The sequence below is a fragment of the Kitasatospora sp. NPDC059599 genome (genome assembly GCF_042735125.1).
GTDB lineage: Bacteria > Actinomycetota > Actinomycetes > Streptomycetales > Streptomycetaceae > Kitasatospora.
In genome coordinates, this window is record NZ_JBHWCL010000161.1 from 10,889 (window position 1) to 21,904 (window position 11,016).

Sequence of the window (11,016 nt, forward strand, 5' to 3'; positions counted from 1 at the left end):
CGGTGCGGGGCGCCGACGTCGCGGGACCAGGGCGCTCCCCCGCGGAGTCCACTCGAACGCCACTCTCCGCGCGCCCCGCAGCGCCCCCGCGGCCTACGGTGCGGGCCAGGGGGTCATCCGAGCGGAAGGCTGTTGCTGACATGGCGGGCAGATTCGAGCTGTACGTGGACGAGACCGGGATGCACCGGTTCCGGCTCAAGGCGAGCAACGGGTCGGTCGTGGTGACCGGGGACCCGGAGGAGACCAAGGACGACTGCCTGAAGAGCATCGAGTCGATCCGCAAGCTCGCGCCGTACGCCGAGCTCAAGGAGGCCGCCGGGTCGGTGTGAGGCCTGGACCGCAGCAGGCGCCAGGAGACGCGGGTCGGTGGTGCAAATCGCCGACCCGCGTTCGCTTGTTCGACAGATCCCTTTGGCCGGGTGCACGCCGGGTGCGGACAGAACTCTGGCATGCGTGTCGTCATCGTCACCGAGTCCTTTCCGCCCGAGGTCAACGGGGTCGCCCACAGCGTGCTGCGGACGGCCGAGCACCTGGTCCGCCGGGGCCATCGGCCCCTCGTCGTCACCCCCGCGCCGGCGCGGGGCGCGGAGTGCCCGCCGGAGAGCTTCGGGAGTGCCGAGGCGGCGGAGATCCCCGTGGTGCGCATTCCGTCGATGCCGCTGCCCGGGTACCCACAGGTGCGGATCGCGCTGCCCAGCCGACAGCTCGCGGCCGCGGTCGCCGGACACCGGCCCGACATCGTGCACCTGGCCAGCCCGTTCGTGCTCGGCGCGCGCGGCGGACAGGTCGCGGCCCGGCTCGGGGTGCCCGCCGTGGCCGTCTACCAGACCGACCTCGCCGGGTACGCGCACGCCTACCGGGCCGGACGGGGGCTCGGGGAGGCCGCCGCGTGGCGGCGGATCCGGGCCGTGCACCGGGCGGCCGCCCGCACCCTCGCGCCGTCCACCCCGGCCGCGCAGGACCTGACCGCGCACGGCGTGCCCCGGGTGCAGCTGTGGCCGCGCGGCGTGGACTCGGTGCGGTTCCACCCGCGGCACCGGGACGAGGCACTGCACCGGGCACTCGCCCCGGGCGGGGAAGTGCTCGTCGGGTACGTCGGGCGACTGGCGCCGGAGAAACGGGTCGACCTGCTGACGGCCGCCTCGGCGCTGCCCGGGGTACGCGTGGTGATCGTCGGGGACGGGCCCTCCGCTCCCGGACTGAAGGCCTCGATGCCCGGTGCGGTGTTCCTCGGCCGCCGGACGGGCGAGGAACTCGCCCGCTGCTTCGCGACCCTGGACACGTTCGTGCACACCGGTCCGCTGGAGACCTTCTGCCAGACCATCCAGGAGGCGATGGCGAGCGGGGTACCGGTGATCGGCCCGGCCGCCGGCGGCCCGCTGGACCTGGTGGCGCACCACCGCACCGGACTGCTGGTGCCGCCGCGGGACGGCGCCGCGGTGGCCCGGGCGGTCGCCGAACTGGCCGCCGACCCGGCACGGCGGGCGGCGTACGGGCAGGCGGGCCGGGCGGAGGTGACCGCGCGCACCTGGGAGGCGGTCGGGGACCAGTTGCTGCGGCATTACGCCGAGGTGCTGGCGGAGCACCGGGGGCTGCCGGTGGCGCCGCCCGCACCGGCGCCGGTCGAACCGCTCGCGAAGGGCCCGGCGGCCGCGGACGCCCTGCCGGAGGAGCTGCCGGCATGACCTCCGCCCCGTACGGCGAGGCGCTGACCATCGTGCGGCTCGCCAACTTCGTCACCCCGGTCTCCGGCGGCCTGCGCACCGCGCTGCGGCACCTCGGCGCCGGATACCGGGCGGCCGGGCACCGGCCGGTGTTGATCGTGCCCGGCGGGCGGCGCTCCGAGGAGGAGACCGAACAGGGCCTGGTGCTCACCCTGCCGGGACCGGTGCTGCCGGCCGGCGGCGGCTACCGGCTGCTCACCGACCGCCGGGCCGTGGCCGCCGAGCTGACCCGGCTCTCCCCCGACCGGCTGGAGGTGTCCGACCGCACCACCCTGCGCTGGACCGGCGCCTGGGCCCGCCGGCACGGGGTGCGCTCGGTGATGGTGTCGCACGAGAGCGCCACCGGGGTGCTGCGCACCCGGGGCGTGCCCGGGCCGCTGGCGAACGCGGCCGCCGACCGGCTCAACGCGGCGACCGCCCGGAGCTACGACTCGGTGCTGTGCACCACCGACTGGGCGGCGGCGGAGTTCCGGCGGATCGGCACCCCGAACCTCGTCCGGGCGCCGCTCGGAGTGGACCTGGAGACGATGCGGCCGCTGACGCGGGTCGAGCGGGCGGCCGAACGGGCCCGGTACGCCGCCCCGGAGGACGTGCTGCTGGTGCTGTGCTCGCGGCTCTCGGCGGAGAAGCGTCCCGAGCGGGCGGTCGAGGCGCTGGCCGCGCTGCGGGCACGGCGGGTGCCCGCCGTCCTCGTGGTCGCCGGGACCGGTCCGCTGCGGGACCGGCTGGCGGACCGGGCCGCGCGGCTGCGGCTGCCGGTGCGCTTCCTCGGGCACCTGAGCGGGCGCGAGGCACTGGCCCGGCTGCTGGGCTGCGCGGACGTGGTGCTCGCGCCCGGGCCGGTGGAGACCTTCGGGCTGGCCGCGATGGAGGCGCTGGCCTGCGGAACGCCGGTCGCGGTCAGCCGCTCCTCCGCCCTGCCCGGCCTGGTCGGGCTCGCCGGCGTGACGGCCCCCGACTCCGGCGGCGGATTCGCCTCCGCGGTGCGCCAGTTGCTGGACCGGCCGGAGGGCGTCCGGCGCTCCGCCGCCCGCGCGCAGGCCGAGCGGTACGGCTGGCCGGCGGCGGTGACGGCGTTCCTGGCGGCGCACGGCGTCCGGAACGGCTCCGCAGTGGAAGGGGGACCCGATGAGCAAGCTCGGCACCGGTCCTGACCGGGTGGCGCAAGGCCGCTCCCCGGCCGGCGAGTTGACGCGGTTCGTCGCGCTCGGCGACTCACTGACGGAAGGAGTCGGGGACGCCGTGGACGAGGGGTGGCGCGGCTGGGCCGCCGTCCTGGCACACTCACTGGTGCCCGCCGGCCGGGAGGCCGAGTTCACCAACCTGGCGCACAGCGGCGCACTGACCGTCGACCTGACGACCGGTCAGGTCCCGGCCGCGCTGGCGCTGCGGCCGCAGCTGGCCGCCGTGGTCGTCGGCGGCAACGACACCCTCCGCGCGGGCTTCGACATCCGGCGCACCACGCTGGAGCTGGACGCCGCCCTGGGCGAACTGTCCGGTCACGGCGCCGTCCTGCTGACCGCCTGCCTGCCCGACCCCGGCACCCTGCTCCGGCTCCCCGCGCCACTCGCCCGCCCGCTGGCCCGGCGGATGCGGGCCGTCAACACGGTGGTGCACGCCCTCACCGCGCGCCACCGGGCGGTGCACCTGCACCTCGCCGAGCTCCCGTGGCTGGAGGAACGGCGGCTGCTGAGCGTGGACCGGCTGCACCCCAGCGCGGAGGGGCACCACCTGATCGCCCGCCGCTTCCACGGACTGCTCACCGAGGCCGGACACCCGCTCGGCCCGCCACCCACCGCCGTACCGGCCGAACCCGCGCCGAGCCTGCGCGCCGACCTGTGGTGGATGGCCACCCGGGGCACCCGCTGGGTCGCCGCCCGCAGCACCGACCTGCTGCCCGGGCTACTGGCGCTCGCCGCGGCCGAAGCCGCCGCCCGGGTGCGCGGCGCGAGCGGGCGGCACGACGAACGGATGGCCCGGGCGGCGGCGCAGGCGCTGGCCTCCCTGGGGTGACGGCGGGGCGGGGAGCCGGCGGCGGGTGCGGCTGGGCGGCGCGGTGGGTGCGGCTTGGCGGGCGTGGCGGTGGCGGCGCGGCTCAGCGGCGGTGGCGGCGGCTCAGCGGCGCGCCGGGTGCCGGGCGGCGGGCCGCGGGTCACCCGGCGGTGGGGATCGGCACGGCCGCCGGGCGGGAACCATGGAGGTGGCCCGGGCAGTCGTGACCGGGAGAGGCTACGGCGGAGGGAGTCGGGGTGGAGAGCACGGACCAGAGCGGTCGGGGGATCCTGGCGGCGGCCGGGGTGCTGTTCCCGGACCGGGACGGGCAACTGATGGTGGTACGGCTGCCGTACGACCGGACACATCCGGTGGCGATCCCGGGCGGCGGATGGGAGCCCACCGACCGGTCGCTGCGGGAGACCGCGCTGCGCGAGATCGCCGAGGAACTCGGGTTCACGCCCCGGCTGGGGCCGCTCGCCTGCGTCGACTGGGCGCTGTACCCGGACCGCCCGCCGATCGTGGCGTTCCTGTACTGGGCCGAACCGCTGACGGAGCGGCAGGCGGCGGCGATCCGGCCGGACACCGCCGAGGTCGGCGGATGGACGTGGCTGACCACCGAACAGGCGGGCCGGGCACTGCCACCCCTGCTGTCGCGCCGGGTGACGGCCTGTCTGCGGGTGCCGCGGACCGCCGGGCCGCTGGAACTGGAGGACAGCCGGCCGGTCGGCCACACGCTGCGGGAGCTGCCCGCCGACGCACCGGTGCCCGAGTACCTCGGGCTGGCCGCCGCCCCGGGGCTGAACCCGGAGGTCCAGGAGCGGTCGGAGCCGCCGCTGGACCGGGACACCTACTACGCCCGGCTGCCCCGGATCCGGGCGAAGGCGCGGGCGCTGTTCACCGACGCCGACGGTCGGGTGCTGCTGGTCCGGCTGCGGCCCTGGGACGGACCGCGCGGGCAGGAACCGTACTGGACACTGCCGGGCGGCGGGGTCGAGGCGGACCGGGAGACGCCCCGGGCCGCCGCCCGGCGGGAGGCCCGGGAGGAACTCGGCTGGGAGGTCGAACCCGGGCCGCTGCTGGTGCTCGACTGGCAGCCGGGGGCGGCGGCCGATCCGGGGGCCGATCCGGCGACCGGCCGGGACACCGCCGTCCTGGTGTACGTGTACGACGGGGGCACGGTGACCGACGGGATGCTCGGCTCGATCGTGCTGCAGGAGGAGGAGCTGGTGGAGTGGCGGCTCTGCGAACCGGCCGAGGCGCGGGCCCTGCTCACCGGGCCCTCCTGGGACCGTACGGCCACCGCGCTGGCCGCCCGGGAGCGGGCGGGCGGCCCGGTCGAGCTGGTGCGCGGGCGGGCCGTGGGGTAGCGGGTGAGTGGTCGGGCCGCCGAACGGCGGGCGGGCGGCGGGCGGCGGGCGGTGGCGCGGGCTCCGGGCGGGTGACCGACGGTGGCCCGGCTGCGCGCGGGTGAGCCCGGCTGCCGCTGGGACGACGGTCGTGCTGCCGGAGAGCCGCCGGGACCTCCGGCCGGAGAGGCGGATGGACCGGACCCGGCTGGGACAGACTGGGAGCATGCAGAACGCGATCACGGAGGTGCTGGCCGGCCGTCGGGTGGAGTCGGTCAGCGGAGGCGGATGGCTGGACCTGCGGCTGGACGGCGAGGTGACCGTCCGGGTGGCGCACGAATTCCGTTTCGCTGCGCCGTCGTTCGCCGCACCGGAGGAAGTCGGGCACTTCTTCCCGGGACTGACCGTCCGGCCGAGCGCCGCACTGCTGGCGCTGGTCGGGCGGTCCGTCGACACCGCCCGGATCACCCTGGCAGGCGGGCTGGAGCTGGACTTCGCCGGCGGCGGTGCGCTGTCCGTCCCGCCGCACGCGCAACTGGCGCCGTGGAGCGTGCGGACCGCCGCCGGCGTGGCGTGCGAGGCCCTGCCGGGCGGCGACGTCCGGTGGTCGGCGCAGGAGGATTCCTAGCGGGCGCGGGGTTCGTCGAGCCACCGTCCGCGGTGGGAAGGGCGCCCCGCGGGGAGGGGAGCCCGGCGAGGGAACCCGTCGAGGGGGATCCCGGCCAGGAGGGGATCCCGGCCAGGAGGGGATCCCGGCGGGGCCTGAGCCGCCGCCGGGGACTCCTCCGGTGCCCGGGTGGGCGTCAGACCTCCAGGTCGGCTTCGACCTTGGAGAGCTGGTGACGGGCCATGGCCAGGTTGGCGCGGCCCTTGTCCAGCGCGAGGTAGAGGAACAGGCCCTTGCCGGTGCGGCCGGTGAGCGGGCGGATCAGGTGGTACTGGCTGGACAGGGTGATCAGGATGTCCTCGATCCCGTCCGCCAGGCCGAGCATGTCCATGGTGCGCATCTTGGCGCGGACCACGTCGGTGTTCCCGGCCGCGGCGACGTTGAGGTCGAAACCGCCGGGGCCGTCGAGGGTGGCGAGCGCCATACCGCTGTTGTAGTCGACCAGGGCGGCACCGATGGCGCCCTCGATGCTGGTCATGGCCTGCTTGAGTGCGCCGGCTGCGTCGGTCATCTGGGTAACTCCCGTTCGTGTGTGGGTGTGGTGAGGTGCGGTGGGTGGTTCGGGTCAGCCCGCGTCGCGCGGGTCCTTGGGCACGAGGGCGTCGTTGAGCAGCCCGGCGATGCGTTGGGCGCTGCGACGGGCCTCCAGGTGGAGGCGGCCGACGTTGACGTCCGGGTGCGCCAGCAGTGTCAGCACACAGCTGCCGCCCGCCGCGTAGGTCGCGACGTAGCCGTACTCGCCGCGCACCAGCGACTCCCGGAACTCGCCCTGGCCGGTGGTGTCGGCGAGCCGTTGGGCCAGCGACAGCGAGGCCGCCGTCATCGCGGCCAGGCCGGTGGGTTCGGTCCCGTGGGTGTCGTGCGCGACCAGCAGGCCGTCCACGCTGGCCACCAGACCGCCCGCGAGGTGCGGGACGCGGTGCTTGCAGGCACGCAGTTCGGCGAGCAGCTCGGTCTCCAAGGCGATCAGTTGTCTCCTTCCGACACGCTGCTTGAGTGCCCGCCTCATGGCCGGAACGGCGGGGTCGCGGGCGGGGACTGGGTCAAAGTCGGGCCTCCAGAAGGTCTCGGACCCGGGTCAGCAGCGCGATGTCCGGGTCGGGGACGGCCAGCGGGTGGGCCGCTGCCGGGATGGTCTGGCGTTCGGGGCGGGCCGGCGTTCCGTCGTCGGTCGGCGCGGCGTACTCCGTCGAGGGCGGGGCGACCGCGGTGCCGACCCGGGCGGGGTGGGCGGGCGCGGTTCCGGTCGCGGCTCCGGTCGCGGCTCCGGTCGCTGCGACGGCGGCGTCCGCGGCACCGGTCAGCCTGACACCCGTGGCCCTGGCACCCGTCACCCTGACACCGCGCAGGGAGGCGCCGGGGATCCGGCGGTGCAGGCCACCGGGCGTCGTCCCCCCGACCGCGGGCCCGACGGCGAGACCGGCGGCGAGACCGGCGGCCGGCGGCGCGGTCGGCGGGTGGAGGGCGGGCGACGTCGTGGCAGGGTGCTGTGCGGCGGGTTGCGGCGCAGCCGGTTGTTGGAGGGCGGGTCGCGGCGCAGCCGGTTGCGGGACGGCGGGGACGAGTGCGACCGGGGCCGGTGCCGCGGGCCCGGGCATGACGGGCCCGGGCATGACGGGCCCGGGCATGACGGGCCCGGGCATGACGGGGCCCGGAACGACTGGCGTCGGCAGGACCGGTCCCGGCGCGTCCAGCAGTCCGGCCGCGGCCAGGCGGCGGACGTCCGCCGTGACCCCGAAGCCGGAGCGACCGAGCAGACGGGCCAGGTCCGCCGGGGTTCTTCGTCCGTCGGCGTGGTCGAGCAGCTCGCGCCGACGGCGGCCCGGCGGACGGTGGGAGGGCCGGCGGCTGTGCTCGACCGGGCGGACCGGCGCGGTGTCGAGCTGCGCCCAGGGCCAGATCCGGTCGAGGAGCCGACGGCGGCGTTCGACCTCGCGGCGGAGCCGGTCCGGCGCGACGGCGGCAACCGGTCCGAGCCAGTGCCGGACGTCGGGCTCGAACCGCCAGAGGCCGCCGGCCGGATCGGCGAGGACGAAGAAGGCGGCGTCGAACAGGGTTCCCAGGTGCCCGAGTTCGAGCTCACCCCGGGTGAGCAGCCCTCGTTCGACGAGCGCGTCGCCGACCCGCGCCTGCAGGCCGTGCACCTGGAGGAGTTCCGACCAGCCCTCGGGGGTGATCCGACCGCAGCCGGTGAGCAGGTCGGCCAGGCCGGGTGCGCGCGGGGATTCGGCGCCGGCCACCTCGCCGTCGACCAGGTGGAGGGTGCCGAGCGGGCCGTGCAGGGCGCCGGTGGCCCGACGGTCGGCGAGCAGGGAGAGCGCCTCGCCCGGCGTTCTCGGCGCGGCGTACTCCGTCGGGGGCGGGACGGTACCGGTGGCGGTCGTCACGCGACCCACCGCCCGGGAACGGCGCCGGGTCGGGCTGCGCCGACGGACGGGCGGGCCGACGGCTGAAATGCGACGGCCGCCAGGGGGCGTACGGATGTCACGGTCGTCGAGGTCACCCCAGCACCAGTTCCTCGGCCAGCGCCTGGAGACGGAAGCGGGCGACGGCGAGGTTGCCTTCCGTACGGTCCAACCAGAGGTGCAGGACGAGTCGGCTGTCGAAGACGGTGTCGATGAAGCGGATCAGGTGGTAACTGCGGCCGGCAGTGACGATGATGTCCTCCAACGGGGATCGCCGGTCCTCCGCCACCGTGAAGGTCTGACTCTCGACAGCCGCCCGGACCAGGTCCGTTGCCTCGGCCGCGGAGGTCTCGTGCTCGCCCGTCGGGCTCTCGCCGACGCTGCCGAGGGCGAGCCCGCTGCTCCAGTCGACCAGGCTCGCGGCGCGGGCTCCGGCGATCGCCATCGCTCCGGAGAGGCATTCGTCGATACCCGGCACACCGGCTCCTTCGCGGGGTCTGGGCGGCCGGGCGCTGCGCGGCACCGGCCGGATCGCCACGAGCAGTGGCAGGTTCGACACGGAAGGCTACTGCCGGTTTCCATATGACGAACATTCCAATGGCATATTCACACCAGAAGCAGCTAGTTCCAGCCAAGGTATGACGATGCGTCAGTCCGGCTCGACGGACGAATCTGCTGGCCGGTCGACCGTTCGGGAACGGCGCTCCTCGGCCACCTGGCACGGGACCTTGGCTGATACCGAGCCGCGCCAGGGGGTTTCGAGACCTGAAATGCGATAAAGGGACACACGGGCGAGAGGCGAACATCCGAGGCTCGATGATGAGCAACGTTCATGACGCCGGGCGATGAGCAACGCTCATGACGCCGGCCATGAGGGGCCCTCATGACGGGGTCCATGAGGGGCGCTCATGGCAGTCACCGTGAGCGACGCTCATGGCAGTCACCGTGAGGGACGCTCATGAGGCGCGGGCCGCCATGAACTCCGGGCATGACGAAGGGGCCCGTTCCGCTGGACGGAACGAGCCCCTTCGAGTGGAGCGCCAGGCCCGGGTTGCACGGACTCTTCCTACTGAAAGTAGGACGTGCTCTGGTAGCACCGCTGACGCATGTCCGAGAGATCCGCTTTCCGGAAGATCACTTCCTCTCGACAAGAAGAACATTAGCAGGTCATCACACCTGGTCAGAAATCGCGCCCTGGCCGACGGCCTCGGCGAGCAGACGGTAGGAGTCGAGCAGCGCAGCGCGGTCGTAGGTGCTGGTGGTGACCAGGAACTCGTCCGCGCCGCTGCGCTCCACCAGTGCGGCCAGCTCGGCAGCGGCTTGCTCCGGGGTTCCGGCGATGTGACCCTTGAGCGACTGCTCGTACGCGGCCCGCTCCCGCTCCGTCATCGGCCGGGCGCGGACCTCGGCGGCGGGGGCCAGTGGCGGGAACTCGCCATGGGTGCGGGAGTACGCGCCGGACCAGGCCTCCGGGACGAGCAGTTCGTGGGCCAGCTCTGCGGTCTCGGCCACCGCGACCGTCCCCGAGACCACCACGTAGGGCTCGGTGGCCTGCGCGGAGGGGCGGAACCGGGTGCGGTAGCGGTCGATCGCCGCGAGCATCCGCTCCTCCCCGTGCACAGCGGCGATGACCAACGGCAGCCCGGCGTCGGCGGCGTGGTCCGCGCCCGCACCGGTGGCCAGGACGAAGGCCGGGACGTACAGCCCCTCGGCAGGGCGGGCGTGGACGCCCCGATGCGCCCGCTGCGAGCCGTCGAAGTAGCCGATCAGTTCGGCCAGCTGGGCGCCGAAGTCGTCCGCAGCGTCCTTCTCCCGCCCGAGCGCCCGCCGGACCCCGTCGGTGAAGCCCACCGAGCGGCCGAGTCCCATGTCGATCCGGCCGGGGAACAGCGCCGCGAGCACGCCGAACTGTTCGGCCACCACCATGGGCTGGTGGTTGGGCAGCATCACCCCGCCGGTGCCGACCCGGATGCGCGAGGTGACCGCCGCCACCGCCGCCGCGAGCACGGTGGGCGCCGAACCGGCGACCCCCGGCACCCCGTGGTGCTCGGAGACCCAGAACCGGTGGTAGCCGAGCTGCTCGGCCTCACGGGCGAAGTCCACCGTGTCGCGCAGCGCCCTGGCCGGCTCCTCACCCTGCCGGGTGCGGGAGCGGTCGAGCACGGAGAGCCTGACGGCGGGCGTAGCGCTGGTCACGTGGGTGGAGAACCCCCACCGCCACGAGGGCATTCCCCCGGCCCCCAGACCCCGGCCCCTCGGACCTCGGCCACCCGGATCCCGGCCCCTCGGGCGATCGGCCTGAGGGCAGACGGCCGACGACCGACGACCGACGACCGACGACCGACGACCGACGACCGACGAGCTGCGGCTCAGGCACCCGCCTCCGGTATGCGGTCCGGGCGGGCGCCCTCGACCGGACGGCGACCCCAGGGCTTGTACACCGAGAGGATCACGGTGAAGAGGTAGAGCGAGAGGGCGACCGCCGGGACGATCACCGTGTTGTAGCGGACGAAGCCGAGGTCCTCCGCCCGGATCGGGCCGGTCGGATGCGCGTCCACCGCGCGCACCGCATCGTGCAGCCGGGCGGTCAGGGCGAAGATCGAGGCCGCCATCGCCGCCAGCGTCAGCCAGAACTTGGTGCTCACCCAGTAGTACCGGAACAGGCCCCAGGACGTGCCGAGCCCGAGCGCGACCCCGCTCAGGAAGGTGAGCAGGCTGAGCGGCACCACCAGGGCGTCGCCGAGCATGCCCATCGCCCGGTAGGCGGTGCGCAGCCGGTCGGCGTCCCCGGTCGTCAGTGCCGTCACCGCCAGGGTGAGCAGGCAGAGCATCAGGGCCAGCCAGCTCACCGAGGCGACGACGTGCAGGACGACCAGGGG

Annotated in this window: 12 protein-coding genes; 6 read left to right on the forward strand and 6 right to left on the reverse strand. The window is 75.2% G+C overall.

From position 1 onward, the window contains the following. The first annotated feature begins 140 nt into the window (after nt 1–140). The 6 genes from ACFV04_RS36925 to ACFV04_RS36950 all read left to right on the forward strand — a co-directional run bounded on the left by ACFV04_RS36925 (nt 141) and on the right by ACFV04_RS36950 (nt 5,693). A complete protein-coding gene (locus ACFV04_RS36925; RefSeq protein WP_360258208.1) occupies nt 141–329 on the forward strand; it encodes a DUF1508 domain-containing protein in 189 nt (62 codons plus the stop codon). 120 nt (nt 330–449) lie between these two features. Beyond that, on the forward strand, nt 450–1,685 hold the full coding sequence (locus ACFV04_RS36930; RefSeq protein ID WP_380345452.1) for a glycosyltransferase family 4 protein: 1,236 nt from the start codon (nt 450–452) through the stop codon (nt 1,683–1,685). Continuing rightward, on the forward strand, nt 1,682–2,878 hold the full coding sequence (locus ACFV04_RS36935; RefSeq protein ID WP_380535293.1) for a glycosyltransferase: 1,197 nt from the start codon (nt 1,682–1,684) through the stop codon (nt 2,876–2,878). The genes ACFV04_RS36930 and ACFV04_RS36935 overlap by 4 nt, the downstream gene beginning before the upstream one ends. After that, the gene (locus ACFV04_RS36940) at nt 2,853–3,737 is read left to right on the forward strand and encodes an SGNH/GDSL hydrolase family protein (RefSeq protein WP_380535295.1); all 885 of its coding nucleotides are present in this window, start codon (nt 2,853–2,855) and stop codon (nt 3,735–3,737) included. Before ACFV04_RS36935 ends, ACFV04_RS36940 begins: the two co-directional genes overlap by 26 nt. Before the next feature lie 236 nt (nt 3,738–3,973). Continuing rightward, nucleotides 3,974–5,086 (forward strand): NUDIX domain-containing protein, encoded by a 1,113-nt coding sequence (locus ACFV04_RS36945; protein ID WP_380535296.1) that lies wholly within the window; start codon nt 3,974–3,976, stop codon nt 5,084–5,086. A 205-nt stretch (nt 5,087–5,291) separates the two neighbouring features. Then, entirely contained in the window at nt 5,292–5,693 is a 402-nt protein-coding gene (locus tag ACFV04_RS36950; RefSeq protein WP_380535298.1) for a DUF6188 family protein, read from the forward strand. 175 nt (nt 5,694–5,868) lie between these two features. On the opposite strand, the gene ACFV04_RS36955 is transcribed toward ACFV04_RS36950, so the two are convergent. The 6 genes from ACFV04_RS36955 to ACFV04_RS36980 all read right to left on the reverse strand — a co-directional run. Continuing rightward, entirely contained in the window at nt 5,869–6,243 is a 375-nt protein-coding gene (locus ACFV04_RS36955; protein WP_360258194.1) for a hypothetical protein, read from the reverse strand. A 54-nt stretch (nt 6,244–6,297) separates the two neighbouring features. After that, the gene (locus ACFV04_RS36960) at nt 6,298–6,693 is read right to left on the reverse strand and encodes a roadblock/LC7 domain-containing protein (RefSeq protein ID WP_360258192.1); all 396 of its coding nucleotides are present in this window, start codon (nt 6,691–6,693) and stop codon (nt 6,298–6,300) included. Between the two features lie 82 nt (nt 6,694–6,775). Next, entirely contained in the window at nt 6,776–8,119 is a 1,344-nt protein-coding gene (locus ACFV04_RS36965; protein WP_380535300.1) for a hypothetical protein, read from the reverse strand. Nucleotides 8,120–8,231: 112 nt separating this feature from the next. Further along, nucleotides 8,232–8,615: a hypothetical protein gene (locus ACFV04_RS36970; RefSeq protein WP_380345439.1), complete on the reverse strand. Its 384-nt coding sequence runs from the start codon at nt 8,613–8,615 to the stop codon at nt 8,232–8,234. A gap of 692 nt (nt 8,616–9,307) precedes the next feature. After that, entirely contained in the window at nt 9,308–10,333 is a 1,026-nt protein-coding gene (locus ACFV04_RS36975) for an LLM class flavin-dependent oxidoreductase (protein WP_380535302.1), read from the reverse strand. A 173-nt stretch (nt 10,334–10,506) separates the two neighbouring features. Then, the coding region (locus ACFV04_RS36980; RefSeq protein ID WP_380535303.1) for a DUF2269 domain-containing protein at nt 10,507–11,016 on the reverse strand (510 nt) is incomplete at its 5' end.

What these genes read in the sequence shown, in the direction of transcription:
- ACFV04_RS36925 (WP_360258208.1), top strand. Translation starts at nt 141, where the DNA reads ATGGCGGGCAGATTCGAGCTGTACGTGGACGAGACCGGGATGCACCGG.
- ACFV04_RS36950 (WP_380535298.1), top strand. Translation starts at nt 5,292, where the DNA reads ATGCAGAACGCGATCACGGAGGTGCTGGCCGGCCGTCGGGTGGAGTCG.
- ACFV04_RS36930 (WP_380345452.1), top strand. Translation starts at nt 450, where the DNA reads ATGCGTGTCGTCATCGTCACCGAGTCCTTTCCGCCCGAGGTCAACGGG.
- ACFV04_RS36955 (WP_360258194.1), bottom strand. Translation starts at nt 6,243, where the DNA reads ATGACCGACGCAGCCGGCGCACTCAAGCAGGCCATGACCAGCATCGAG.
- ACFV04_RS36940 (WP_380535295.1), top strand. Translation starts at nt 2,853, where the DNA reads ATGAGCAAGCTCGGCACCGGTCCTGACCGGGTGGCGCAAGGCCGCTCC.
- ACFV04_RS36935 (WP_380535293.1), top strand. Translation starts at nt 1,682, where the DNA reads ATGACCTCCGCCCCGTACGGCGAGGCGCTGACCATCGTGCGGCTCGCC.